Source organism: Peribacillus sp. NPDC056705 (assembly GCF_043656335.1).
Window position 1 is genome coordinate 76,401 of record NZ_JBHTYI010000006.1, and the last position, 26,224, is coordinate 102,624.

Annotated in this window: 21 protein-coding genes, 1 pseudogene and 1 riboswitch; of the genes and pseudogenes, 7 read left to right on the forward strand and 15 right to left on the reverse strand. The window is 42.3% G+C overall.

Going from position 1 to position 26,224, the window contains the following annotated elements; translation table 11 throughout:
• Window positions 1-140: 140 nt before the first annotated feature.
• The 4 genes from ACFRAK_RS10280 to ACFRAK_RS10295 all read right to left on the reverse strand — a co-directional run bounded on the left by ACFRAK_RS10280 (window position 141) and on the right by ACFRAK_RS10295 (window position 3,447).
• Window positions 141-416: a late competence development ComFB family protein gene (locus ACFRAK_RS10280; protein ID WP_394571701.1), complete on the reverse strand. Its 276-nt coding sequence runs from the start codon at window positions 414-416 to the stop codon at window positions 141-143.
• Between the two features lie 45 nt (window positions 417-461).
• On the reverse strand, window positions 462-1,217 hold the full coding sequence (gene motB / locus ACFRAK_RS10285) for a flagellar motor protein MotB (protein ID WP_387601928.1): 756 nt from the start codon (window positions 1,215-1,217) through the stop codon (window positions 462-464).
• On the reverse strand, window positions 1,210-2,001 hold the full coding sequence (motA, locus tag ACFRAK_RS10290) for a flagellar motor stator protein MotA (protein ID WP_192207760.1): 792 nt from the start codon (window positions 1,999-2,001) through the stop codon (window positions 1,210-1,212). The genes motB and motA overlap by 8 nt, the downstream gene beginning before the upstream one ends.
• A 348-nt stretch (window positions 2,002-2,349) precedes the next feature.
• On the reverse strand, window positions 2,350-3,447 hold the full coding sequence (locus ACFRAK_RS10295; protein ID WP_394571702.1) for an AbrB family transcriptional regulator: 1,098 nt from the start codon (window positions 3,445-3,447) through the stop codon (window positions 2,350-2,352).
• A gap of 393 nt (window positions 3,448-3,840) precedes the next feature.
• Between ACFRAK_RS10295 and mreBH the strand changes: the two genes are divergently transcribed.
• From mreBH to ACFRAK_RS10320, 5 genes are all read left to right on the forward strand, one after another.
• Entirely contained in the window at window positions 3,841-4,848 is a 1,008-nt protein-coding gene (gene mreBH / locus ACFRAK_RS10300; protein ID WP_387601922.1) for a rod-share determining protein MreBH, read from the forward strand.
• Between the two features lie 264 nt (window positions 4,849-5,112).
• Window positions 5,113-5,676 carry a tyrosine-type recombinase/integrase gene (locus ACFRAK_RS10305; RefSeq protein ID WP_063234693.1) on the forward strand — a complete coding sequence of 188 codons (564 nt, stop codon included), beginning with the start codon at window positions 5,113-5,115 and terminating at the stop codon, window positions 5,674-5,676.
• Window positions 5,677-5,729: 53 nt separating this feature from the next.
• Complete coding sequence (locus ACFRAK_RS10310; protein WP_098370481.1) at window positions 5,730-6,227, forward strand: cation:proton antiporter regulatory subunit; 498 nt, start codon at window positions 5,730-5,732, stop codon at window positions 6,225-6,227.
• A gap of 6 nt (window positions 6,228-6,233) precedes the next feature.
• Window positions 6,234-7,460 carry a cation:proton antiporter gene (locus ACFRAK_RS10315; RefSeq protein WP_260286566.1) on the forward strand — a complete coding sequence of 409 codons (1,227 nt, stop codon included), beginning with the start codon at window positions 6,234-6,236 and terminating at the stop codon, window positions 7,458-7,460.
• A gap of 446 nt (window positions 7,461-7,906) precedes the next feature.
• Complete coding sequence (locus tag ACFRAK_RS10320; protein ID WP_387601915.1) at window positions 7,907-8,773, forward strand: YihY/virulence factor BrkB family protein; 867 nt, start codon at window positions 7,907-7,909, stop codon at window positions 8,771-8,773.
• A gap of 61 nt (window positions 8,774-8,834) precedes the next feature.
• Here the strand turns inward: ACFRAK_RS10320 and ACFRAK_RS10325 are convergent, their stop codons facing one another.
• From ACFRAK_RS10325 to ribE, 4 genes and pseudogenes are all read right to left on the reverse strand, one after another.
• The gene (locus tag ACFRAK_RS10325) at window positions 8,835-10,001 is read right to left on the reverse strand and encodes a DHH family phosphoesterase (RefSeq protein WP_387601912.1); all 1,167 of its coding nucleotides are present in this window, start codon (window positions 9,999-10,001) and stop codon (window positions 8,835-8,837) included.
• A gap of 274 nt (window positions 10,002-10,275) precedes the next feature.
• Window positions 10,276-10,746, reverse strand: a complete 471-nt coding sequence (gene ribH / locus ACFRAK_RS10330) for a 6,7-dimethyl-8-ribityllumazine synthase (RefSeq protein ID WP_048685088.1) — start codon at window positions 10,744-10,746, stop codon at window positions 10,276-10,278.
• A gap of 79 nt (window positions 10,747-10,825) precedes the next feature.
• A pseudogene (gene ribB / locus ACFRAK_RS10335) lies at window positions 10,826-11,464 on the reverse strand (3,4-dihydroxy-2-butanone-4-phosphate synthase); the annotation flags it as partial.
• A gap of 18 nt (window positions 11,465-11,482) precedes the next feature.
• On the reverse strand, window positions 11,483-12,121 hold the full coding sequence (gene ribE, locus ACFRAK_RS10340) for a riboflavin synthase (protein WP_387601910.1): 639 nt from the start codon (window positions 12,119-12,121) through the stop codon (window positions 11,483-11,485).
• Between the two features lie 146 nt (window positions 12,122-12,267).
• A riboswitch (FMN riboswitch) is annotated at window positions 12,268-12,398 on the reverse strand.
• 154 nt (window positions 12,399-12,552) lie between these two features.
• Here ribE and ACFRAK_RS10345 point away from each other — a divergent pair.
• Window positions 12,553-13,332: a TspO/MBR family protein gene (locus ACFRAK_RS10345; protein ID WP_387601907.1), complete on the forward strand. Its 780-nt coding sequence runs from the start codon at window positions 12,553-12,555 to the stop codon at window positions 13,330-13,332.
• 13 nt (window positions 13,333-13,345) lie between these two features.
• Here ACFRAK_RS10345 and megL read toward each other — a convergent pair whose 3' ends face one another.
• The 4 genes from megL to putP form a co-directional block, all read right to left on the reverse strand.
• Window positions 13,346-14,521 carry a methionine gamma-lyase gene (megL, locus tag ACFRAK_RS10350; RefSeq protein ID WP_387601904.1) on the reverse strand — a complete coding sequence of 392 codons (1,176 nt, stop codon included), beginning with the start codon at window positions 14,519-14,521 and terminating at the stop codon, window positions 13,346-13,348.
• A gap of 347 nt (window positions 14,522-14,868) precedes the next feature.
• Window positions 14,869-16,005 carry a DEAD/DEAH box helicase gene (locus ACFRAK_RS10355; protein WP_387601902.1) on the reverse strand — a complete coding sequence of 379 codons (1,137 nt, stop codon included), beginning with the start codon at window positions 16,003-16,005 and terminating at the stop codon, window positions 14,869-14,871.
• 47 nt (window positions 16,006-16,052) lie between these two features.
• Window positions 16,053-17,240: an ATP-binding protein gene (locus tag ACFRAK_RS10360; RefSeq protein WP_387704386.1), complete on the reverse strand. Its 1,188-nt coding sequence runs from the start codon at window positions 17,238-17,240 to the stop codon at window positions 16,053-16,055.
• 251 nt (window positions 17,241-17,491) lie between these two features.
• Complete coding sequence (putP, locus tag ACFRAK_RS10365) at window positions 17,492-18,961, reverse strand: sodium/proline symporter PutP (RefSeq protein ID WP_387601896.1); 1,470 nt, start codon at window positions 18,959-18,961, stop codon at window positions 17,492-17,494.
• A gap of 156 nt (window positions 18,962-19,117) precedes the next feature.
• Between putP and ACFRAK_RS10370 the strand changes: the two genes are divergently transcribed.
• On the forward strand, window positions 19,118-21,166 hold the full coding sequence (locus tag ACFRAK_RS10370) for a molybdopterin oxidoreductase family protein (RefSeq protein ID WP_394571706.1): 2,049 nt from the start codon (window positions 19,118-19,120) through the stop codon (window positions 21,164-21,166).
• Between the two features lie 246 nt (window positions 21,167-21,412).
• Here the strand turns inward: ACFRAK_RS10370 and ACFRAK_RS10375 are convergent, their stop codons facing one another.
• The 3 genes from ACFRAK_RS10375 to ACFRAK_RS10385 all read right to left on the reverse strand — a co-directional run bounded on the left by ACFRAK_RS10375 (window position 21,413) and on the right by ACFRAK_RS10385 (window position 25,960).
• Window positions 21,413-22,933, reverse strand: a complete 1,521-nt coding sequence (locus ACFRAK_RS10375; protein ID WP_387601890.1) for an aldehyde dehydrogenase family protein — start codon at window positions 22,931-22,933, stop codon at window positions 21,413-21,415.
• Between the two features lie 249 nt (window positions 22,934-23,182).
• A complete protein-coding gene (locus ACFRAK_RS10380; RefSeq protein WP_387704410.1) occupies window positions 23,183-24,616 on the reverse strand; it encodes an aldehyde dehydrogenase family protein in 1,434 nt (477 codons plus the stop codon).
• A gap of 18 nt (window positions 24,617-24,634) precedes the next feature.
• Entirely contained in the window at window positions 24,635-25,960 is a 1,326-nt protein-coding gene (locus ACFRAK_RS10385) for an aminotransferase family protein (protein WP_394571707.1), read from the reverse strand.
• Window positions 25,961-26,224 lie beyond the last annotated feature (264 nt).

A 26,224-nucleotide genomic window follows, 5' to 3' on the forward strand; every position in this document is an offset into this window, starting at 1 on the left:
TCTGCCACCATAAATAAAACACATAATTAATGGTTGTCCCTTTTGTTTATGAGTAATATTTCGAGGTATTTCCGCCATCTCTTCGGCGGTCGCTGTCCACCTTTTTTAATATCGGAAAAAAGATAATGGCAGCCTTTTGATCAATGTTTAGGATACTGGCCAACTACATGTATCGCATTGATGATTCTTTTATTGATCCATTTCCTGTTTTCTTCTGTATTCAAATTTCCAAATATTCTTTTCCGCCCTTCTTCCGTTGTTACATAATAATTAGGCAGGTTATTCAATGATAATGTGATGATGTCATTCTTACATTTCCTGCACGAACAAAATGTTTGGTATTCCATACCAGTCATTAATACATGCACCCATGTCACAACGATTTCTTCCATCACATTCTTATATTCTCTTTCCATATATTCTCCTTCAAAAAGAAAAACCCGTCCATTCCTGACAGGTTTTCACTCATTTATCGCTGTCCGTGGAACAATTAGAATTTCAACCCTCCGGTTTTTCGCCCTTCCTTTTTTCGTTTCATTAGAAGTAACCGGCTTGAATTCCCCATGTCCTTTAGCACTGAACATTTCGGGATCCAACTTTTTATTTTCCAGGAGAAGTTTCATAAAATTCACGGATCGCATCACGCTTAAATCCCAGTTGGATTCATATTGGTAATTTTTAATCGGAATATTATCGGTATGCCCGCTTACGATAATGTTTCTGGGTAAGTCCATGACCAATAAATCCGAGATTTCCTTAGCGATTTTTCGGTTTTCACGTCTCACCTCTGCCACCCCCGATTCGAACAGCACGTTTTCCCTAATTGAAATCAACATTCCTTCATCAGTAAGGTTCGTTCCCAATTTATCCGTTAAATCATTCTTTTTTATGTAGGCATTCACACGCTTCTGAACCTCCATAAGTTCTTCTTGTTCGTTTTTCCCAAGCTTCTCAAGTTCTTCTGCACCTGTTCTCTGTTCTGGTGACGTCGGCTCATTGCTGGGGGAATCACTTGGGAAATCCATAAAACCCGTTCCGCTTGTAAAAACCTGATTAAATACATTGGACAATTGCTGGAACCTTATTGCATCAACCGAACTTGAAGCGAACAAGACGATAAAGAGCGCGAGAAGCAACGTTAAGATATCGGCGTAGGGAACCAGCCATGATTCATCGATATGCTCCTCATGCCTTTGTTTCTTTTTGCGCCTAGCCATCTTCTCTCACATCGCCTTCCAACCACTTCTTACGATCTCCAGCAGGCAAATAGGATGTTAATTTCTGTTCAATCGTTCTTGGCGCTTCCCCTTCGATGATCGATAAAATACCTTCGATCATCATTTCTTTGATTCGGACTTCCTGCTGCGATTTCCGTTTGAGCTTATTGGCAAATGGATGCCATAACACATACCCCGTGTAAATCCCCATCAAGGTTGCGACGAAAGCGGCTGATATGGCATGTCCCAATGCCTCGGTGTCAGCCATATTCCCCAATGCAGCAATCAGCCCGATTACCGCACCCAATACGCCAAGAGTCGGTGCGTATGTACCGGCTTGACTGAAAATCGCTGCCGCGCTTAAATGACGTTCTTCCATCGCGTCTATTTCCTCCGCTAAAATATCACGAATATAATCGGCACTCTGACCTTCGACTGCAAGATTCAAGCCATTTTTCAAAAAGGCATTATCCACTTGATCCGAAATACTTTCCAATGCCAGCAAGCCTTCTTTCCTGGCAATGACCGCCCATTCCGAAAAGGTCTTTATTAAATCTTCAGGCTTTGTCAATTTTTGTTCAAAGAATAAAATCTTGAATATTTTTGGTAGTCTTTTTAATTCCGACAAAGGGAAAGCCGTTACGACAGCAGCTACCGTCCCTACAATAATGATCAAAATAGCTGCCGGGTTAATCAACGCCGTTACACTAACGCCTTTCAACACCATTCCGACCAAGATGGCCACAATACCGAGAACTACGCCCAAAACTGATGTTATATCCATAATACTCACCCATTCATTTAAAGTCTCATCTCCTCCTTATATCGGATGAACTTCAAAAAAAGTGAGGATTATTTTATTATTCGGATTCAATTTTCAATATATCATCACAAAAGCTACCAGCTTTGGCGCCTACATGAGCTTATTCAACAGCACATTTCAATGGTTCTGGTACAATATTCTTTCGAGAATGGAATTTCAAGCATGTTCCGTTCGTACTTTTATCATAACGTCCGGAATATGCGCGTTTACTCGTAAGTTTCAGCGGTTTACTCGTGAATTCCGCATAACGCCTGGCATTTATTCTTTTCACACTTCAGTATTTCCGAAAAGAAAAAGGGACAAAGCCTGTTAACTTTGTCCCTGTTCTTGTTTTCCCTTGCTTCTTCCAACCAGCCATTTTATGATGGGTGACAGGAAAAATAAAATGAATAAAATCCTGAATAAATGAAAGCTTGTTACAACGGATAAATCTACATGCACAGACATGGCTGTGACTGCCATTTCGGCGACGCCGCCTGGCGCCATGCTCAAAAATAATTCGTTCGCCTGTAATGATAGGATCGGGGCAAACTGAATGGAAAGATAATAGCAAAATCCAATCAATAGGACATTACTGACGAATACGACCCCGAACATCTTTCTGAAAAGTCGGGGATTATCAACCTTCAGTGTGTAGCCTAAATGTGCGCCGATCAACAATTGCGACAAATTCAACCAAAAGTCAGGAATCTGCGGGGCACCTGGGCCTGCTAAATTGAAAAGTGCTGCGGCCATGAGAGGTCCTAGCAAAAAAGGCAGCGGAAAATTCGCCTTCTTTGTGATGAAGATGAATAATAGCAAGGTTAACAACATCATGATGGCTAATTTCCCATCATATTCAAATAAGAAAAACGGCCGCTCCGATACGGCCATTACCGCACCTGATTCAACTGACATTACATGAGTCACAACCCAAGGAACAATGGATATCACCAGGATGACCCGCAGTGTTTGCATGAAACCCACTACCGTTTCATCACTATCCTTCATTTCCTCACTTAAGACCACCATCTGCGAAAGACCTCCAGGAAAACTTCCAAGCATGGATGTGCCCAAGGATAAGTTCATCCGTTTCCCGACAAACCAGCCAGTCAACACTGTAAATGAAATGATTGCGATTGTCGTAAAAAGCATAACAGGCAGATATTCAATCATCTCATTCAACGATTGTTTCGTGAATGAACTGCCCAGTTGTAAACCTAGAATGACCAATCCAGTACTTCTAAAGGTTTTAGACCAAAACAAGTACTTCCTTAACTTCATTTTCGCGATCATCACGACGAATAATGGTCCAAGCATCCATGGCAGGTATATTCCAAGGCTATCAAACGCATAACCACCCAGGAAGGCTAGAAAGGCTGTAAAGATGACTCTAAAACTCTTACTCTCGATTAAATTTGCACTCACAAAATTACCTTCTTTATCTAAGCGGATTTTCATCTATATCTTAACATAAAATAAGCTGATTCAAAGCGGCCACCCATGCTTGTTTTCGACTGATGCGAGGTGCGCTATGTGAAATATATTAAAAACGGTACATATGAGGGGTCACTATTACAATAGCAGAATGTTGGCGCCATCAGCCTTTCCGCCATCAGTGGATTGGTTACAATTGGACATTTGCCGTTATCCACTCGCTTGCCATCACCAATGCATTTTTATATTTAGATCATTTTTTCGCTCTCTGAAAAGAAAGGGCATGGCAATTCCACCATTTACTAGATTTCCCACCCCCACAAACTCGCAATAAAAGGTAGAATGAGTATATAGGGGGTCAAACTCTTATGGAGGGGTGACTAAATGTTATCAAATACAGAAATAGGCATTGACTTAGGGACTGCAAATACGCTAGTTTACAGTAAAAATAAAGGAATCGTATTTAATGAGCCATCTGTGGTGGCCATTGATATAGAGACTAATAAAGTATTGGCAGTCGGTGTGGATGCAAAAAACATGATCGGGAAAACACCCGGAAATATCGTGGCAATCCGTCCGCTTAAGGATGGTGTCATTGCGGATTTTAATGTAACCGCGCAAATGCTTCGGGAAATCATGAAAAAAGCAAGTAAGGCCCTAGGTTTATCGATTCGCAAACCTAGTGTAGTGGTCTGTACACCATCAGGTTCCACGTCGGTTGAGAGAAGGGCCATTCAGGATGCAGTCAAAAGCTGCGGAGCGAAACAGGTCCACCTGATTGAGGAACCAGTAGCAGCTGCTATAGGTGCGGGCCTGCCTGTCGAAGAGCCTATTGCCAATGTCATCGTTGATATCGGCGGCGGAACGACTGAGGTCGCGATCATCTCTTATGGCGGCGTCGTTTCTTGCAATTCAATCAGAATTGGCGGAGATCAATTGGATGAAGATATCAGCCAATATGTTAGAAAAAAACATAATGTGCTGATTGGGGAAAGAACAGCCGAGGAAATAAAAAAAGAAATCGGCTACGCACTCGTTAAACATTCCGAGATCAGCATGGAAGTCAGGGGCCGCGATCTTGTAACGGGTCTTCCAAAGCCGATTACAATATCATCCACTGACGTCCAGGAAGCTATTCAGGAATCGCTTCTTCATATACTGGAAGCAATCAGGGCCACTTTGGAAGATTGTCCTCCTGAATTGAGCGGGGATATCGTCGATCAAGGTGTCATCTTATCCGGCGGGGGTGCACTTCTCAACGGGATACAAGAATGGCTGACGAATGAAATTGTCGTCCCAGTCCAACTTGCAGATAACCCGCTTGAATCAGTTGCCATCGGAACCGGGCTTTCACTTGAGGTCATTCACAAACTACAAAAAGCCGTGTACTAAAAAGATGAGGAAACCCCAACTTGGGGTTTCTTTTTTTTATCATTCCAGGCTGATATTCTCGATGATGCAAACAGTAATCTCCACATTAAATAACTTCCCTGAAATAATTTACCTCGTTTGAGCAGAGAATAAGGAAAAGGTTTTTTTACGTTCGATAGCATGCATTACTGTTTGGATAGAAATCACCTCAAGACTAAATGTATGCAACGTTACATAACTTGTGTTATAATGTAATTATGTTACATTAGCAAGAGGAGAAGATTTATGGAATATGTAGAAGCCTTTAAGGATATCAATCAAATCAGCAAAATAAAAACATACCTACGCGCTCACTCCAGTCGGGATTATTTATTGTTTGTACTCGGCATCAATACAGGTATGAAGATAAATGAAATGCTTGAAATCACCGTGGCCAGTGTTCTGGATGAAACGGGCAAAATCAAGGAGTTCTATGAACAACGGACGGAAAATGACGAAGTCAATCAAATTTATTTGAACCTGAAAGTCCGTACCGCGTTACAAGAATACCTTAAAGGCTCTAAGGTTATCGAAGGTCAATTTTTATTTCTTTCCCCTAAGACAAAAAAGCCGATAACACGTCAACAGGCGCACCGAATCATCCATGATGCTGTGGAAGGTGCAGGGCTGACAGGAAAATTCGGAGCAAGTTCGATGCGTAAAACTTTTGGCTACCATGCCTATAAGCAAGGAGTTTCACTGGCCTTGATACAGAAGCATTACCATCATTCCAGTCCATCGGAGACATTAAAGTACATCGGCATATCCAAGGAGAAGAAATTCAAGACGAATATTGACGTTAACTTATAAACATCCTGCTATCTTCTATTTAACTCTAACCAACATTTTAAGGAGGAATTCCAGTGAGAATTAGAGAAAGTGAACTTCCTGGTATTGGCCAAAAATTCGAAATCATAACGAGAAATGATGAAAAGTTAGTAATCGTCATTCACGATGACGGCCGTCGGGAATTATACCATTTTGATAATGAACATGAGGACGTCATATCGAGCATCACCCTTAACGATCAGGAATCCCGGCAAATGGCTTCCATCATAGGCGGCATGGTTTATAAACCACAAGCACTTGAAACAATTGAAATGTCTTTGGGTGACTTGGTGATTGAATGGTTCAAAGTCGAACCAGGTTCAAAGGCCATCAATCAAACGATCGGTTCGATTGATATCAGGAGTAATTATAACGTGACCGTCATCGCCCATTCTAAAAAAGGAAAAAAACAATTGAGTAATCCTGGTCCTGACTCCATCATTGAAACAGGCGACACTCTTGTGATATCCGGTGAAAGAAAAGATATCCGTAACCTGACAAGAGAATTATTGACTGACGAAAGGAGTGACTAAGCTCATATGGACCATTTAGTCTTTGAAGTGGGTACTGCCCTACTTCTAGTGGCATTAGCCGCTCTCGTAGCAGGTAAATTCAAAATATCAAATGTTCCACTATTAATTATCATCGGGATGCTCGTTGGCCCCCATGCCCCGCACGTCGGATTAATTGACCTGCGTTTCATTGAAAGTGATGAAATCATAGCCTTCCTCGGTCGTGTCGGTATTTTATTCCTTCTGTTTTACCTAGGGCTTGAATTTTCCGTGAAAAAGCTCATGAAGTCCGGGAAAAATATCGTGACAGGCGGAACCTATTACATTTTAATTAACGTGGGAATGGCCTTGCTGTACGGTTTCCTGCTCGGACTCCCATTAAAAGAGGTGCTGATACTAACAGGGATTATCAGCTTTTCATCAAGTGCCATTGTGGCAAAGGTACTTGTGGACCTTAAAAGGACCGGTAATAATGAAACGGAGCTAATCCTTGGTATTATCATGTTTGAAGATATCTTCCTCGCTGTTTATTTATCAGTCGTATCCGGATTGGTATTAAGCTCTTCTGGTTCCGTTTGGGGAACATTACTTTCTACATTTATCGCAATTGGGTATATGCTGATATTCTTCGTTATTGCCCGGAAGGCTTCTGGGGTATTGAATAAATTATTCAATATAACCTCAGATGAGATATTTATCATTGTCGTGTTCGCGTTACTATTCTTCATTGCAGGTTTCTCGGAGACGATTCATGTTGCAGAAGCCATTGGTGCATTATTGCTCGGCCTAGTCTTTTCGGAAACGGAACATAGCGACAGGATTGAAAAACTTGTCATTCCCTTTAGAGACTTCTTCGGGGCCATATTCTTCTTCAGTTTTGGCTTGAGTATCGATCCGACGACCCTTGGGGGAGCAGTCTGGATGGTTCTTGGAGCAGTCATCATCACCATAATCGGTAACTTTGCAGCTGGAATGATTGCCGGACGCAAATCCGGTTTATCTCACAGAGCTTCCGCAAACATCGGTTTAACAATCGTTTCACGCGGCGAATTCTCCATCATTTTAGCCAACTTAGGCATTGCAGGCGGTTTAATGCCTATACTCACCCCGTTTGCTGCATTATATGTGTTGACCTTAGCGATTCTTGGACCTATCCTGACCAAGGAATCCAAACACATTTATAATATCCTAAATAAAGTCTTCAAATGGACCCCTCCGAAGGTCCAAAAGGAACAGGGAAAAGAAGTGCAATAGAGCAAAAAGGCCAGACAAGATGTCTGGCCTTTTTGCTGTTTACCTTCCATAACATGCTATCATAATTATTATACTTGTTATAAAAAAGGCATAAAATAACTTAGTAGTAGTGTTTGGCCATAGGCTTGAAGTATCAACAGCACCTATTTACAGTTAATTGTAAAACCTTCCAAAAAAGAGTGTCATAAAAATAGGCTAAGGTTGATCATCCTTGGATTGCCATTTCTTCAGCCCCATCATTTTCGATTTTGCACTTTACTGGTGCATTTAAAATAGATTTTCCTCTCCCCAAATTTGTTTTTGGTTATTATGAGGTTATGTCATTATCACAGCTTCCACTAGTGCGTCGATTAGAACTTTCAATTTCTTTTGTTTTGAGGATTAACTTACATGACCAGAGGGAAAAGAAGAGATAACCTAAGTAACTATTCAGGAGTGATGCCCCGATGAATAAGTCGATAAAATTTTCAAAGAAACTGATTAAAGAAATAAAGGAAGATCGTGTAACCGGGCTGGCGGCAGAACAAGCTTATTACTATTTACTGGCACTATTTCCTTTGCTCATTTTACTTCTGTCCATATTACCTTATCTGAACATCGATATTCAGACAGCCCTTGACACGATAAAAACCTTCATGCCTGCGGAAACGATGGATGTCATCGAGAAAAATATCATCAACATATTATCTGAACGGAACGGCGGCTTACTGACTTTTGGTTTCCTTGGGACCATTTGGTCGGCTTCCAACGGAATGAATGCGTTCATCCATTCCATGAATATCGCCTATGATGTAGAAGAAACAAGGAATTTCATCAAAGCCCGCATCATTTCCATTGTATTGACATTAGGCCTGGTTGTAGCATTCATCGTCATGTTGGGTCTTCCCGTCTTCGGAAAAGTCATCATCGATTTATTACAGCAGGTCATTCCGATCCCTGAAGAAACGCAAATATTATTCAGCTTATTACGGTGGGTCATCGCGGTTGTGGTCATCTCACTTGTCCTGGCCTTTTTATATCGCTTTGCACCGAATAAAAGTTTTCCCATTAAACATGTCATCCCAGGGGCAGTGACCGCAACTGTACTTTGGCTGGGAATATCACTTGGATTTTCATTCTATGTCAGTAACTTTGCCAACTACTCTTCCACTTACGGCAGTTTGGGAGGCGTGATCATCTTGATGCTATGGCTGTATTTGAGTGGTCTGATTTTTGTGATCGGCGGAGAAATCAATGCAATTCTACATCGCCAAAATTCAATTCCGAAAAAACGGTCCCGCACGATCGTTCATCCTGTCCCGCTTAAAAGGTAAAGCATGAATGACAATGGAAGATTGAAAAGCGGCTGTCCCATTCGGACAGCCGCTTTCTTATTCAACCTTTATTGACGAACTCTTCATACCTTTCATCATGGGCCAGCCATGCAGCGTGTTTCCGCTTCATGTATTTTTCCGCTTCCGCAAAAGAATCGAATGTTTTTTTCTGTTGTTTTCCGTTGATTTCAACAATCCATTCCTCTTCTTCATCTTCATAGATGAATATGTCCTGTTTGTCTCTCGTTGAATATAGGCAACCCTCTGGGGACTCCTTTACATTCAATTGATTCTTATGTGCGTCTCGTTTAAGGGGCTCGGCATGGAAGGTCTTTTCGACATATTGGCTATATGCCTTTTCGGACATGGTGCAACCGGCGGCTTTTTGGTGACCGCCCCCATCGTACTTGCCGGCAACCTCAGAAACATCTATATCATCGTGGATTGTCCGGAAGCTGATTCTCTTACTTCCTACCATCAGAATGGCTATATAATCCAGATGCGAGAACTCTTTCGACAGTTCATTACCCAATTCCGAGTGGTATGACTCTGCATGGACCACACCAGCTGTATGGGGACCGACCGTAGCCTGATAGACTTCTCTTTTTTTCCTGTTTATGTACCGATCTACTCGACTCTCTTCAACATTAAGAAGGGTTTGCTCCACTTCGTCAAAAGTAAAGCTTTCAGCCGTGGACAGCTTATTTGCGATTTTCATTTCGAATTCCTCTATCGGAATCATGAAAAACAGGTCATTCAATCGTTTTGCCGTTGTATTTTTATTGACTTCCCATTCCCAAGTATCGTATTGACGAACCAATTCAACGAATTCAGCGACAATGCTTGAGGGTTCCAGCAATTTATTATCAACTGCGTACTGATAGAATAGAGATGTCGCTGCCGTCTGTTTACCATCTTCTTGTTCGACAGTTACAGATGCCCAATCATGTTCGTTCAAATGCAGTGCTGACTTATGATGATCAATCAGCAGTGCCTTGCCTCCATCTTCCACAAACTGAGTAATCATTTTCTCGTTATCTTCATCAACCGATAGATCAGTTACAATCAATGTATCTTCAATCTTAGCCTGCTCAAGAAATGCTCCTACATTCTGGTTAAGGCGCCCAATTGAATTATAACTAACCACTACTTCTTCTCCGAATGCCAGCTTAGCTACAATGCCGCAGCCGACTCCATCTAAATCATTATGTGTAAAGAGATGGTACACACAAACCCCTCCTAATAACTAATAAAATTACTTTTCCCTAAAGTCATGAATTTCAATTGCAATCTTTACAATTGTAGCATAATCATATCCGCATATTTTATCATGCTTCCATTACGTGATGCTTTTGTTCGTTTTTTTTTTTGAAATTTCCTAATGGTTCTTTATTTTCCATGATTTATACCTAAAAATACATTACTCTGAAATCGAGGTATTTCCAACGGACAATTAAAAAAAGCCACAGGAATGTTATTCCCTGCGGCTTCCTTATGTGAAATCATTGTTCTATTAATTTTCCAAGGTTAGCCATTTCAATGGCGCTAACCGCAGCTTCATATCCTTTATTACCTGATTTTGTTCCTGCACGTTCAATGGCTTGTTCAATATTCTCAGTTGTCAGCAAACCGAAGATAACCGGTACACCTGTTTCCAATGAAACGGAAGCCATGCCTTTAGCTGCTTCGTTGCAGACATAATCATAATGTGAAGTGGCACCTCTGATTACCGTTCCAAGACCGATTACAGCATCATATTTACCTGTATTCACAAGCTTCTTAGCTATTAACGGAAGTTCAAAAGCACCCGGGACCCACGCGATGTCAACATCATTCTCATCAACGCCATGACGCTTAAGGCCATCCAATGCCCCTCCTAAAAGCTTGCTAGTTATAAACTCATTAAATCTTCCTACCACGATTCCGACTTTCAATCCTGATCCGATTAATTGTGCTTCAATAGTTTTCCCCATGTCCAATTCCTCCTAATTTTAAAAAACAATATCATTTTTTTCACGTTAAGATTTAATTTCTGATAATCATTCAAGCTTTAGGAATGTTCAGTTCAAGTTCCTGTTTCCCAATTGAATCATTTTGTTCAAGATACCGAATCAAATCGGCTATCGTAATGAATTTCAGGTTAAATTTATCAGCGATGACTTCTAAATCGGATACGCGGGCCATTGATCCATCTTCATTCATGATTTCACAAATGACACCAGCTGGAGCGGCACCGCATAACTTCGCCAAGTCCACCGATGCCTCCGTATGTCCTGCCCTTCTTAATACGCCGCCTTTTTTAGCGACTATCGGAAAAGTGTGACCAGGCCTTTGGAAATCTTCAGCGACAGAATCTTCATTTAGAAGTTCAAGGATGGTCAAGGACCGTTCAAAAGCACTGATTCCTGTAGAGGTGCTTTTATGATCGACACTTACCGTAAAAGCAGTGCCATGATGATCGGTATTTTCACCTACCATAGGATGCAGCTTCAATTTCGCTGCCAGTTCTTCAGTGATGGTGGTACAAATCAAACCACGTCCATGGGTCGCCATGAAATTAATCGCTTCCGGTGTCGCCCTTTCGGCCAACACTACAAAATCCCCTTCATTTTCACGGTCTTCATCATCGGATACGATTACTACCTTGCCAGCCTTCAAATCTTCTATTGCCTCTTCTATTGTATGGAACATCATTACACCGCCCTTTTATTAGAATCCATGCTCTGCCAAAAACTCTAAATTCAGTCCTGGTTTCGGATTGCCATTTTTCATTTGATGTATTATATATTTCCCTATCATGTCGTTTTCGATGTTAACGATATCGCCAGCCGCTTTTTGTCCCAATATGGTGTCCTGATGAGTCAATGGAATCAGTGATACAGTCAAAAGGTTCCTTTCGATCCCAAATATCGTCAAGCTTGTTCCATCAATGGCCACGGAACCTTTTGGAATGCAGAAGGTACTAAGCCCTTCATCCAATTGGATTACATAATATACGGCATTTTCTTTCCGTTCTTTTTTTATGATTGTTCCGGTTCCGTCGATATGACCTGAAACAAAATGACCGCCAAACCTCCCCTGTGCACTCATTGCTCGTTCGAGATTAACAGGTGATCCCAATTTCAATGTCCGGATCGTGGACGCTTTGACCGTTTCCGGCATCACGTCGACCGTAAACAAACTTTTCGTGAAGGATGTTACCGTTAAGCAGACCCCGTTGACTGAAATACTATCCCCCAGTTGCACATCTTCAAGGACTTTTTCAGAACGAATCGATAACTCCATACTGCTTTTTCCTTTTTTTAAGGAATGCACGGTACCGATATCCTCAATGATTCCCGTAAACATGTTTTTCCCCCTTTTATAAAATATAAAAAACCCCTTAGGATGACCTAAGGAGTTAGCAGGAGAAATGAGTGAAAAAAATTGTATACCTAAAAAGCCTAATATTTTCATTTTCAAAAAATTAGGCATACGTATACACTTGGGTTCCACACGTCCTTCTCCCATCCAGACTGTACTGTCGGCTTTGGAATCTCACCAAATCCTGCCTTTATCAGGCTCGCGGGCTTAGAATTTCTTCATCACCGCCGGTTGGGATTTTCACCCGACCCCGAAGGACTAAAAAAATATGAATCTTTGAACATTTTATCACCATAAAGTGAAGATGTAAAATTTCTAACCTTAAATGGTTCCATTGTTACAGGAACTTCCTCTTTTTATGGAAAAATCTCTCCAAGTACTCCCGATGTGCTCCGAAAAGGTTAACCAGGCTGAATATGTGGAATAAGGTTAGAAGGATCACAATTCATACAAGGAGGAAGCCGATTATTATTTCCATCATTAACTTGATTTTCTATCTATTCGTCGTCACGATGAATTTTTTAGCCAATTTCTTGCCATTGAACGGCCAAACATCAGGAGAGATTTCCGATAAACTTGATGTCCTTTTCACTCCTGCCGGTTATGTATTTTCCATATGGGGCTTGATCTATTTCCTGCTCGCCATCTGGGTATTCAGGCAGTTTTTAAGTAAACATCAAAACAGCCCTGCATATAAGGCATCCTCTCCTTGGTTTGCTTTAAGCTGTGTCTTGAATGGCGCTTGGCTTTTGGCTTGGCACTATGAACGCTTTTTGTTATCCGTATTCATTATCATTGCTCTATTGGCTACTTTAATGGTCATTTATACAAGAATGAAAAAAGTCGAGCATGTTGCTTTTGACCTATTTCCGTTTTCCGTATATACGGGCTGGGTAAGTGTTGCAACCATAGCTGACATTTCTTATTACCTCACCTATATCAAATGGGACGGTTTTGGGGCTTCCCGTATAACCTGGACGATCGTCCTGCTGATTGCAGCAACAGCCTTGGCCTTTTTCTTTGCAGGTAAAAACCGGGATTGGTGCTATCCTCTCGTATTCGTTTGGGCATTCATAGGCATCGGGATACGAAATAGCGACGCCTATCCGATAATCACAGACATTTCTTATATCCTGGCTGCCATCACTTTTATCGTATCCATCACCATCTTCATTCAAAATAGGAGGAACAAATAAGGTATATGTTACCCTAAAATGCTTGCTGAAGATCTTGCCAGATATCCTCCCAAGCCTCAAGGCCAACTGAGAGACGGACCAGCTGGTCACTGATGCCCATTTGTTCCCGTGAATCTTCAGGAACGGCAGAGTGCGTCATGGTAGCGGGATGCTGGATCAATGTTTCGGCATCACCTAGACTTACGGCAATTTTGATAAGTTTCAATTTATTGAGGAATTCCTGTGCATCCTGTTTTGTGCCATGCAGTTCGAAAGTGATAAGGCCGCCGCCATGTTTCATTTGTTTTTGCATTATATAATGATCCGGTGAAGCTACATCACCTGGATAATATACCTTTTTCACCTTTGAATGTTTCTTAAGTTCTTGAAAGATTGCCATTGCATTGGCCGAATGACGGTCCATCCTGACAGGCAAGGTCTTCAGCCCCCGTAATAGTAACCAGGCATCGAATGGTGAAATGATTCCACCGATATCCTTCTGTGTAGTCCCGGCTACTTGATTCATGAATTCCTTCTTACCGACGACAAGGCCTGCAACGACATCACCATGCCCGCAAAGATATTTCGTAGCGCTATGAAGGACGATATCACAGCCATATTCAAGCGGTCTCTGTAGGTAGGGAGTCGCAAACGTATTATCGACAACGACCGTCACATCATATTCCTTCGCAACTCTCACCACCATCTGTAAGTCAATCATTTTCATCGTCGGATTGATAGGGGTTTCCACATATATGCAGGTCGTTTCCGGCCGGATCATTTTCCTTACCTGTTCTTCTGAATCCATTTCACAAAAATCATGTGTGATGCGGTATTTATTTTTCATTAGCTGCAGGAGGCCAAATGTACAACCATATAGCCCCTGTGAGCACAGGATGTGGTCATCTGTTTTTGTTAACGCAAAAAGCACTGCTGAAACGGCAGCCATGCCTGAACCGAATGCAAGGCCAGCTTCCCCTCCTTCCAAAGCGGCAATCTTTTCTTCAAGTACTTGTACCGTTGGATTTCCAAGGCGAGAATAAATATATCCATCTTCCATACCGGCAAAACGCCTTTCCCCTTGCTCGGCATTTTCGAAAGTGAATGTTGAGGTTTGGAATAAGGGAGTTGCCAAGCTTCCTAAATGCTTCTTCGAGTCATATCCTTCATGGATGACTGCCGTTTCAAACTGTTTATACTTTCCTGTCATACCGTCTCCTCCTAACCTATGTCTATTGCTATCATATGTCAAAAAACCATATAAAGGAAGCGTTTTCATTCATGTTTATCCCCCATTAATGAACTCCTGAATTTAGAATCATTTCCCAATTCAATTTTTATAGTATCAAATGCTTTGAGGTGATAATATCCTGATCTTTATTGGATCATTTCTTTTTGAACTGCACTTTTGCCGAGGCAGCCATCGTTCAATTTGATTCAGCAATAACAGGCACTTTTCTACAGGGAATTCTGCACAATGAGCAACTTTTAAATTTTTATATCTTAACGGGCATTTACAAAAAAAAGACAGCCGCCATGGCCGTCCCTTTTTTTGTATCATTCATCGACTACGATGTTTCCACCATAGAAGGTTACTCTCGTTAATGGAATCTCCAGTTCACGGGCCATTTTTTTCAACTCTCGCTCTTCTCTTTCCGTTACGATTGAAATGACAGTGCCATCTGCACCTGCACGACCAGTTCTCCCAGATCTATGGATATATTGTTCGATGTTGTCGGCCATATCAATATGAACGACCGCAGTAAGACCTTTAATATCAAGCCCCCTTGCCGCTACATCCGTTGCTATCAGCATTGGGGATTTTCCCGAACGAAGCTTCCGCAACGCTTTCTCCCTGTCGACTTTATTGGATTCACCATGAAGAACACCCATTTCAATACCTTTATAGCTCAGCTTTTCATGTAGGACGCTCAGCTCCGCTATATCATTCAGGAATGCAAGGGCCTTCACATCTTTAATTCTTGTGATTTTCTCGAGAATCTTGGACTTTTCCCGTCTCTCAACAACAAAGTAAAGATGGTCCACCTTTGATTCCATTTTTTCATGCTTATCGACCTTGATCATTTCGGGTTCATTCATGAATCCCCGGGCCGCTTTTTCCGTTTCCTCCGGCAAGGTCGCTGAAAATACCATGATTTGTCGATCTTTTAGCGTTGTTTTGATAATATTATTGATCGTTCCCATATGCTCTGGAGTGATCAATTGGTCACCTTCATCAAGTACTATCGTCTTAACTTCATGCATCTTCAATTTCTTTTGGGCAATCAATTCGTAAATACGCCCCGGTGTTCCAGCAATCACCTGGGGACGCTTCTTCAGTTTGTCCAACTGCCTTTTCACATTAGCACCGCCGATGAATGCTGCACCCGTAATGCCGCTTCCCTCTGACCAAATGCGAATCTCTTCATTGATTTGCATGACCAGTTCTCGTGATGATGCCAAAATCAAAGCTTGGGGCGATTTCTTTTCAGGGTCTACCTTTTCTAGCAATGGCAGTAAATATGCTAATGTTTTTCCCGTACCAGTCGGTGATTCGGCCAAGATGTCTTTTCCCTCGACAATCACCGGAATCGCTTTCGTTTGAATCGGGGTAAGTTGCCCGAATCCGGACTTTTTCCAGACCTCTTGTATATATGCTTTTCTATCGTTCACTAATTCAGGTAATTCGCTCATATCTTTCTCCTTTAAAATATAACTTTTCCTATCTTTCATAGTACCATTTATTCTTGTCCAGTAGCCAATGGAATACGAATTGTAACCGTCGTCCCTTTGTTTACCTCACTTTCAAAATGCATTTCCCCGTGAAGCCGATGAACGATTTTCCGGCAAATTGCTAGCCCGATCCCTGTGCCCTTTTCTTTCGTCGAATAAAAAGGCTCACCAATCCGTTCAAGACGCTCGGGCACCATTCCCATGCCATTATCACTCACGCTGACCATTGCTTGTCCATCGACGGTTTGCAGTGATATATCAATTTTCCCATTATCCTCAATCGCTTCAATGCTGTTCTTGACGATATTGATTATCAACTGTTTAATTTCAATTGGATCAGCCATAATATAAATCGGTTCGGCGGTTTTAACCCTGAACCCCATTTCGATATTATTCAAATTCGTTTCCGCTTTCATCAACGTGAATACCTGTTGTAAACTGTCGGCAAGATCGATCCTGCGGAATGCTACATCCTGTTTCTTCCCAAGAATCAAAAGTTCACTTGAGATAATATTAATTCGGTCAATTTCCTTCAACATGATATCAGAATGCAGCGGGTTCACCTCCTGCGTCATATCCATTAACTGTACGAAACCTTTTAACGATGTCAGGGGATTCCGTATCTCATGTGCGACTGCTGCTGCCAGATGCCCGATTACAGATAGCTTTTCAGACATGATCATCAATTCCTCTTCGCGCCGCAATTCAGTAATATCCCGAACGATTGCATATACTCCAAGCATTTCCGCGTGAACGATGATCGGTAAAAAGGTTACACGGATTATCCGCTCTTCATCACTGCCATTCTGGATGGTCGTTTCGAATTTTACAGCCTCCCCTTGAAGGGACCGTTTAAAGAATACAGATACTTTATCACTTTCATTCCAGTTGAGGAGATGATTCGCATTCTTGCCTTTCAAGTTGTCACTGTTATGACCTAATAGTTTTTCAGCTTCAGGGTTTATCGAAACGACATTTCCTTCGAGATCCAGCTCAAGGACACAATCCGGGTTATGCTTGAACAGCGACCGATACTGTTCATCCTTCAGAACGAATTCCTGTTGGGACCTCAACATTTTCCCCGTCCAATACCTGATAATGAAGTATAGGATAAGTCCGGTTATGAAAATGAACATCCACCCTTTCGAATGTTGAAACATTGCATATCTCTGAACATCTGCCCTTGACTGTGTCATAGAGATGTAATCCGTAACGAAAATCCATAAGACCCCAATGATTATATATATTAAAGCCACTTTACATGCAATTTTATGAGATTGGTTCATATTTTTTCCTTTGTATTGTTTTTTGGTTTATTATTCCCAAATCACTCAAAAAAAGCCCTCATGTTTTCAACATAAGGACTCTATCGGTATTGTACCATATATATTACATTCATTGTTTTATATAGCTAAAAAAACAGCACCATTTTAACGACCTTCAATGATCAAGAGAGGTTCTTAATGGCTTGATTGAATTCTTCTTCTATATCTTTTGTAGGCTTGGCCGATAATAAGCTGAAAACGACTACCGCTATTGAACCAGCGATGAAACCAGGAATGATTTCGTATACTTCAGCGAACTTATCGATCATATCCCAGATGATCACGGTTGCCGTACCGACAATCATTCCCGCCAGGGCTCCCCATTTCGTCATCCGTTTCCAGTACAGGCTTAACAGAATGACAGGACCGAAGGCCGCTCCAAAGCCAGCCCATGCATAACCCACCAATTTAAGGATCGTGCCGCTTGGATTAAAAGCCAATAATAGGGCAATGGCGGAAATCGCCAACACGCCAAACCGGCCTACCAGCACTAATTCCTTATCAGATGCATTCGGCCGAATGAACTGCTTATAGAAATCATCGGTCAGAGCACTTGCCGATACTAACAGCTGTGATGCAATCGTACTCATGACCGCTGCTAAAATAGCAGCCAATAAGAAGCCTGTAATTAAAGAAGGAAACAGTTCTTTAGATAAAATGATGAAGACGGACTCAGCATTTTTTTCCCCTAAAGGGCTATTTGCAAGGTTAAAATAAGCTATCCCCACCAATCCGGTGAACATCGCTCCGACGATAGCAAAAATCATCCAGCCCATACCGATCCGGCGTGCACTTTTCAATTCTTTAACAGATGAAACCGCCATGAATCGAACGATAATATGAGGCTGCCCGAAATAACCAAGCCCCCATGCCAGAAGAGATATGATTCCAATGGTTGATGTTCCTTCAAAGACATGCAATAAATTCGGGTTGATCGATTTTATTTCATTGAAGGTAGGGTCCCAGCCACCAATATTTACAATCGTGACAACTGGTACTAGAATTAAGGCAATGAACATGATTGTACCTTGTACGAAGTCGGTCCAGCTAACAGCCAGGAATCCGCCAAATAATGTATAAAGTATAACAACGCTCGCCGTCAGCCAGATGCCCCACCGATAATCCAAATTGAAAGCGGAGCGGAAAAGCTCACCGCCCGCTACCATGCCTGAGGATGTGTAAAAGGTGAAGAAAATTAAAATGACAGATGCTGATACCACTTTTAAGACCCTTGAGCCATCTTTAAACCGATTTCCCAAAAAGTCCGGAATCGTAATCGAATTGCCGGCCACTTCCGTGTATGTCCGAAGTCTTGGTGCCACGAATAACCAGTTTAAATAAGATCCTGTACACAGGCCGATGACAATCCAGCCAGCACTTAACCCGCTTATGTACATAGCACCGGGAAGACCCATCAACAGCCAGCCGCTCATATCGGAAGCCCCTGCACTCAATGCAGTTACAGCCGGGCCCAAGTTCCGGCCCCCAAGCATGTAATCGGTTAAGTTGGCCGTTTTCCGATAAGCAAAATAACCAATTAACAGCATGCCTGCCATGTATATTCCAATTGATATTATAATTCCATAATCCAAAAATGAATCCTCCTATTTATAGGTTAATTTTCATCTTGTAAGCTTATCAGAAAAAAAAACATATGTTAAGAAGTTCTTGCACCTTTGATCGATTTCACTTTCAATATAATTAAGAAAATTCATTTTATTAGATTAAATTATTAGGAGGAATACGCCATGCAATCCTATATCAATCAGCCAGATGGAGTCTTTCCCTCTGTTTGCTCTCTAGACTGTCCTGATCAATGCGGTTTACTGTTGCACAAAAAAGACGGGAAAATCATTAAAGTTCAAGGAGATCCTGATCATCCAGTCACAAAAGGGAATATTTGCAACAAAGTCCGAAACATGACTGCCCGCCTATATGACCCCAATCGCTTAAAACAGCCATTAAAGCGCATCGGTCCGAAAGGAGAAGGGAATTTTGCTCCAATCAGCTGGGAAGAGGCCATTGACACAATCACTTCCAAATGGAAAGGCCTGATTGAAATGCACGGACCGGAAAGCATACTTCCCTACAGCTTTTACGGAAACATGGGCAACCTCAGCGCCGAGGGGATGGATCGCCGTTTTTTCCACAAACTCGGTGCAAGCATGCTCGAGCGTTCCATTTGTAACGCGGCAGGCTCAGTCGGATACAACTATACAATGGGTGGTTCATTCGGCATCGATCCAGAAGAAACGATTCATACAAAGCTTTTCATCATGTGGGGCATTAACGCTGTGAGCACAAATATGCACCAAGTAACGCTTGCCCAGCAAGCCCGAAAAAACGGGGCCAAAGTAGTTGTCATTGACGTACATAAAAACCAAACCGGCAAGTGGGCAGATTGGTTCATTCCGATTCTGCCTGGCACCGATAGTGCGCTCGCCCTCGGATTAATGCATATACTATATGCCGAGAATCTAGTCGACCAGCCCTTTCTCGATGAATACACAGTGGGTGCTGCCGAATTGCGGGAACACGTCCGCCAATATGACCCTGCAACCGTCTCTGCTATCACTGGCGTTCCAATTGAAGACTTATATGAATTAGCCAGGATGTATGGCACCACAAGTCCATCATTCGTTCGGATAGGCAATGGCCTGCAGCACCATGACAATGGCGGCATGGCGGTACGTACCATTGCCTGCCTACCTGCACTTACCGGCCAATGGATGGCCGAAGGCGGCGGAGCCATCAAAGGAAATTCTGGATATCTGGCTTTTAATACAAATGCCTTGAGACGTCCTGATTTATTGCATAATAAAGCTACCCGGACCATTAATATGAACCAAATCGGTCAAGCACTTCTGGAAAAAGAAAACCCGATTCGCTCCATGTTTGTATACGGATCCAACCCAGCACTTGTCGCTCCGAATGCTAATAAGGTGCAGGAAGGCCTAATGCGGGAAGATCTATTTACAGTTGTACATGATTTATTCTTAACCGAAACGGCAATGTTTGCCGACCTCGTCCTCCCTGCCACATCATCTTATGAAACGGAGGATTTTTATAATTCATACTGGCATCATTACGTGCAAATACAAAAACCTGTAGTCGAAAAATATGGCGAGTCGAAATCGAATGTTGAACTGTTCAAACTGTTAGCTGCTGGAATGGGATTTGGGGAACAAGCATTTAGGGATTCAGAGGAAGATATGATACGTCAGGCGCTGGATTTTTCCGAAAACCCTCATTTAGAAGGCATCACCTATGACTCCCTTTCAAGGAATCAATTTGTCAAAGCCAAGATGCAGCCGATGTTCCCAGGAAAACTCCCGACACCAAGCGGTAAAATCGAACTTTATTCCGAACGGATGAAGCAGGTTGGATACGAGCCTTTGCCAACATATACTCCAATCATAAAAGACAGCGACCTGCCATTTTTATTCATTCCGGCACCTAATCACAATTTCTTGAATTCAACCTTTTCAAATAATGCCAAACATATCTCCTTGGAAAAGGAACCGAAGCTGCACATGAATGCCGCCGATGCCAAAACAATGGGAATATCCTCTGGAGATATGGTTAAAATCTGGAACGGTCGCGGTGAATGTTTGCTTACCGCTGCTCCCGGTGAAAATGTGTTACCCGGCGTTCTTGTCAGCCAAGGCTTGTGGCAGAATACGCCTGAAACAAAACAGCACATCAATTCCCTTACCCCTGATCGTCTCTCAGATATGGGTAATGGCGCCGTTTTCTTTTCAGGACGGGTTGATCTTGAAAAAGTCCACCAAAAGTAAATCAATGTAAGCAATCTTTGAATATATCTGCGTTTTCCGGAGTCATATCTGCACTTTCTGATATTTATCTGACTTTCCGGAGTTATATCTTCGATTTTTGATATTTATCTGCACTTTCCGGAGTTATATCTTCGATTTTTGATATTTATCTGCACTTTCCGGAGTTATATCTTCGATTTTTGATATTTATCTGCGATTCCACAAAAAAAGGCTGTTCCACAAGGAACAGCCTTTTCGTCAAGCCATTTATTCTTCATCAAACCAGCCTGTTGGCTGGATATCCAAGTTGTTATTGATTTGCTTCACTTCAGTGTAAGCTTCGTAACCGAAAGTTCCCAGTTCGCGTCCATTTCCGCTTTGCTTGAATCCTCCCCACGGAGCTTCGTTATAAGTCGGATGATATGAGTTTATCCACGTGATGCCGGCACGCACTTTTTTAATGACACGGTACGCTTTTGCAATATCATTCGTGAACACCGCTCCCGCTAAACCATATTTCGTATCATTTGCCAGTCGAAGTGCTTCCGCTTCATCCTTGAACTTTTGAACGACAAGCACCGGTCCAAAAATTTCTTCCTGCACAATCCGCATGTCCGGTGTCGTATCAACAAAAATTGTAGGTTCGACAAAGTAACCTTTTTCCAAGCCTTCTTCTTTCATTCGATTTCCACCGACGATTATTTTGGCACCTTCTTCTTTTCCGATTTGGATATACGATAATATTTTGTTCATATGGGCTTCTGAAACGATAGGTCCCATCTGGCTGCTTTCATCAGAACCTGAACCTACTTTGATCTTTTTCGCCTTCGCAGTAAGACTTGCGATGAACTGATCGTAAATGGACTCTTCCAACAGTAAACGAGAACCTGCTGAACACACTTGTCCTTGATTACAGAATATCCCGTATAGAGCATAATCAACGGCCGTCTCAAAGTCAGAGTCCGCAAATACGATATTAGGCGATTTCCCGCCGAGCTCCAATGTCACTTTCTTTAGGTTACCCAGTGAAGCCTCCATGATCTTACGTCCTGTTGCCGTTCCTCCTGTAAAGGCCACTTTATCGATTTCCTCATGTTCGGCAATGGCTTGTCCGACAACTGGTCCCGCTCCTAACACAAGGTTTGCGACACCTTTTGGCAATCCGACTTCATCCATGATTTCGAATAGTTTGACCGCTGTCACAGGAGTGATCTCAGATGGTTTGAACACAACTGAATTTCCTGCAGCAAGCGCCGGGGCGAGTTTCCACGCTGACATCATTAGCGGAAAATTCCAAGGTACGATCTGCCCGCATACACCGATCGGTTCCCTTACGACCATCGCTTGCTGACCGTCAGGAACTTCAAAAGTTTGACCGGTCGGTTTAGTAGCCAATCCTGCATAATATCTAAAACAGGCTGCTGAATCTGCTATATCATAACGAGCCTCACGCAATGGTTTCCCATTATCCAATGTTTCCAACGCAGCTAATTCTTCAGCTTTTTCTTCTATTTTGTCGGCTATTTTGAATAAAATGCGAGCTCTTTCCACCGCAGGAGTTCCCCACCAACCACCTTCATAGAAAGCATATTTTGCTGCCTCGACCGCTGCATCCACATCTTCCTGTGTTCCTTCCGCAGCTTTGGCAATAATTTCCCCCGTAGCCGGATTCAATACGTCCCTCTTCTCCCCTGAAGTCGAATTCACCCATTCCCCATTGATGAACATCTTTAAGTCCAGTGCTCCCGTTCCTTCTTTTTTCGTGTTATTTTGCAAAGTTTCCTGCATGTAAATTCCTCCTCGGTTTTAAGTTATCAACCTATATATAAGATATGAGCAAGATTCATGCCAGCTTGAAATAATAGGTAACACACGTTTTTTTTACTCTTTCCTGTCTCATTTAAATTCAATCGTGAATTACCTATTCATTTTTGCATAACATATGAGCACTCCTTCATCTTAACCTCTTTCAAGATTCATAGAAAAATAAGCCTCAGCTCAAAAAAAGAGATGAGCAGCTGCTCACCTCTTTTCTAATTAATTTCGGTTAATAATGATCAGTTTCATTTCCGTCATTTCTTCAATGGCATATTTTAACCCTTCGCGGCCCGTCCCGCTTTTTTTGACTCCGCCATACGGCATGTTGTCGACGCGGTAAGTTGGGATATCGTTAATGATAACACCGCCTACTTCCAATTTTTCTGCGGCAGAAAGAGCCAGATTGATATTTTCCGTGTAAATCCCGGCCTGCAATCCGAACTCGGAATCGTTGACCAAGTCAATCGCTTCCTCAACAGAAGAAACCTTATTGATCAAAACAATGGGAGCGAATACTTCCTGGCAAGATACCTTAAGCATTGCATCCACTTCCAGCAACACAGTCGGATGCAGGATATTCCCTTCAGATTTACCTCCTGCAGCAACGATTGCACCGTGTTGTTTAGCTTCACTAATCCAATCCAGGCTTCGCTGTACATCACCAGCACTGATTAATGCCGAAATATCCACAGACGGGTCCAAAGAATCTCCTAGTTTCAAGCCATTCGTTGCTTCTATGAATTTTTTGACGAACTCATCATATACCTCTTCATGAACATATGCGCGCTGTAAGGAAATACAGACCTGCCCTTGAAAAGCGAATGCTGCCGATACACAGCGTTGGATGATTTTATCGATATCGATCCCTTTATCAACGATGACAGCCGCATTCGAACCTAGTTCAAGACTCACTTTCTTTAATCCTGCCTTATTTCGGATTCCGATTCCGACGGCCGGACTTCCAGTAAATGAAATGCTCTTCACCCGTGAATCGGTGACTAATTTATCACCAATAACCGAACCGCTTCCGGTAACTAAATTAAACGCACCTGCCGGCAAATCCGTTTCGGCTAATAGTTCAGCAAGAAATAGCGAAGATAGCGGTGTTTGGCTCGCAGGTTTCAGGACAAGTGTATTTCCGGCAGCAATGGCCGGGCCTACTTTATGGGCAACCAGGTTCATCGGAAAATTAAAAGGGGTAATCGCACCCACAACGCCTAGAGGCTCACGGACTGTGTATCCTATCCTTCCTTCTCCGTCAGCTGTAGCATCCATCGTCAATGTTTCCCCATGAATCCTTTTTGCTTCCTCTGCTGCAAATTTATATGTGGCAATCGTCCGGGATACTTCAACCATTGCCGTTTTGATCGGTTTTGCTGCCTCTTTAGCAATAATTTCAGCTGCCTCATCTTTGCGGCTCTCCAAAAGGCTCGCAAGTTTTTCAAGTATTGCAGCGCGTTTATGACTAGGTAAAGCTGCCATTGTTTTTCTAGCTTGATAGGCTGATTCTATTGCCAACTCTACTTCTTCAAGGCTTGCAGAAGGAATCTCCGCCAGAACTTCCCCGCTATAGGGAGACTTTAGTGTCGTGAACTTTTCAGCTTCTTGCCATTTACCATTAATGAATAATTTCTTTTTCAGCGTTTCCGTCATGACCATCACTTTCACCTCTTATAAAATTTCTTTTTCGACAGCAGTAAATGTCTCATCAAGGATTTCAATTATTCTTTCGACTTCCGATTTAGTAATGATTAAAGGCGGTGCGAATACGAGTGTATCTTGGTCAAACGTAACAGACCGGCAAATCAAACCATTCTTCGCCGCTTCAGCAACCAGTCTTGGAGCAAGCTGTGTCTCAAAGCCTTCGCCTGTTTGTTTGTCCTTTACGATGGAGATGCCTCCAATTAATCCAAGTGCCCTGACATCACCAATAATCGGGTGTTTGCTTTGAAGCTTCTTAAAGCCGGCAAGCAACTCTTCACCACGCTGTTTCGAGTTTTCTATCAAGTTTTCACGTTCAATTATTTCAATATTTTTCAAAGCAACCGCACATGCCATAGGATGGCCACTGTAGGTGTAGCCGTGTAAAAGGGTACCTTTTGAAAGGGCAATGAAATCCTGATGCATCTTATCATTCAGGACGACCCCGCCTAACTGTGCATATCCGCTCGTCACACCTTTTGCGAAGCACATCATATCAGGTACAACACCAAAGTGTTCTATCCCAAAATAAGTCCCTGTTCTTCCGAAACCTGTAATGACTTCATCCGTCACCATTAAAATGCCGTATTCATTACAAATCTCCCTTACTTCCTTAAAATAGCCTTCTGGAGGAAGGTTCACGCCACCAGCACCTTGAATCGGTTCAGCAATAAATGCTGCAATCGTTTCCGGCCCTTCCTGTTCTATGACCTTACGCAACTCCTCAATGGAAGAACCGTCCACATGGTAAAAATCCGGTGCGATTGAATTCGTGAAGTCTCGGAACGGCTTCAGGCCAGTCGCACTTGTAGCTCCCATTGCCACTCCATGATAGGATTTCGAGCGGGAAATGATTTTTTGACGATTAGGCTGCCCTTTCAAAAGCCAGTAATGACGAGCAAGTTTAATGGCCGTATCATTCGACTCCGATCCACCTGAAGTGAAGAAAACCGCATTCAGATCCCCAGGAGCAATGGAAGCGATCTTGGCCGCCAACCGGATTGCCGGCTCATTGCTGAAAGTGGCGAAACTTGAGGTGAAAGCTAGCTTCGTCATTTGTTCCTTCGCGACTTCAGCCAACTCTTCTTGTCCATGTCCGATATTCACATTCCAAAGTGAAGCCATGCCATCAATGACAGTCCTGCCCGTGACATCCGTAAGATATATTCCCTTCCCTTCCTTAAAGATGAAACTTGGACCATCTGCCTTCTGTTGCTCGATTGCCGTAGTCGGATGAATAAAATGCTTTTTATCCAAATCGATTAATTCCTGAATACCCGTCGTTTCTTTTATCATGTAAAAAACACCCTTCTCTTGTAGTGGATTTTTTCAAACTAGTTTATTTTTTATTTATATATTTAGATATAGCAAGATGCATGCCAAATTATATGTGCCTTATATTAAAGGTATTCAAGTTAAAACGATTCATATATAAATCATTAGGAGGTTGCTTTGATTCACATATAAATCATTCGATTCATATTCGAATCACCTAACGCCCATTCATTAGAATAAATACTAAATTACCTGTCCCCTAGTTGATGTTATAAAACCTGACAC

What these genes read in the sequence shown, in the direction of transcription:
- ACFRAK_RS10355 (WP_387601902.1), bottom strand. Translation starts at nt 16,005, where the DNA reads ATGAGCGAATTACCTGAATTAGTGAACGATAGAAAAGCATATATACAA.
- ribH (WP_048685088.1), bottom strand. Translation starts at nt 10,746, where the DNA reads ATGGGGAAAACTATTGAAGCACAATTAATCGGATCAGGATTGAAAGTC.
- ACFRAK_RS10385 (WP_394571707.1), bottom strand. Translation starts at nt 25,960, where the DNA reads ATGATAAAAGAAACGACGGGTATTCAGGAATTAATCGATTTGGATAAA.
- ACFRAK_RS10280 (WP_394571701.1), bottom strand. Translation starts at nt 416, where the DNA reads ATGGAAAGAGAATATAAGAATGTGATGGAAGAAATCGTTGTGACATGG.
- motA (WP_192207760.1), bottom strand. Translation starts at nt 2,001, where the DNA reads ATGGATATAACATCAGTTTTGGGCGTAGTTCTCGGTATTGTGGCCATC.
- ACFRAK_RS10375 (WP_387601890.1), bottom strand. Translation starts at nt 22,933, where the DNA reads ATGCAGGAAACTTTGCAAAATAACACGAAAAAAGAAGGAACGGGAGCA.
- ACFRAK_RS10345 (WP_387601907.1), top strand. Translation starts at nt 12,553, where the DNA reads ATGTGGAATAAGGTTAGAAGGATCACAATTCATACAAGGAGGAAGCCG.
- ACFRAK_RS10360 (WP_387704386.1), bottom strand. Translation starts at nt 17,240, where the DNA reads ATGACACAGTCAAGGGCAGATGTTCAGAGATATGCAATGTTTCAACAT.
- motB (WP_387601928.1), bottom strand. Translation starts at nt 1,217, where the DNA reads ATGGCTAGGCGCAAAAAGAAACAAAGGCATGAGGAGCATATCGATGAA.
- ACFRAK_RS10380 (WP_387704410.1), bottom strand. Translation starts at nt 24,616, where the DNA reads ATGACGGAAACGCTGAAAAAGAAATTATTCATTAATGGTAAATGGCAA.
- ribE (WP_387601910.1), bottom strand. Translation starts at nt 12,121, where the DNA reads ATGTTTACGGGAATCATTGAGGATATCGGTACCGTGCATTCCTTAAAA.
- ACFRAK_RS10305 (WP_063234693.1), top strand. Translation starts at nt 5,113, where the DNA reads ATGGAATATGTAGAAGCCTTTAAGGATATCAATCAAATCAGCAAAATA.
- mreBH (WP_387601922.1), top strand. Translation starts at nt 3,841, where the DNA reads ATGTTATCAAATACAGAAATAGGCATTGACTTAGGGACTGCAAATACG.
- ACFRAK_RS10370 (WP_394571706.1), top strand. Translation starts at nt 19,118, where the DNA reads ATGCAATCCTATATCAATCAGCCAGATGGAGTCTTTCCCTCTGTTTGC.
- ACFRAK_RS10320 (WP_387601915.1), top strand. Translation starts at nt 7,907, where the DNA reads ATGAATAAGTCGATAAAATTTTCAAAGAAACTGATTAAAGAAATAAAG.
- megL (WP_387601904.1), bottom strand. Translation starts at nt 14,521, where the DNA reads ATGACAGGAAAGTATAAACAGTTTGAAACGGCAGTCATCCATGAAGGA.
- ACFRAK_RS10315 (WP_260286566.1), top strand. Translation starts at nt 6,234, where the DNA reads ATGGACCATTTAGTCTTTGAAGTGGGTACTGCCCTACTTCTAGTGGCA.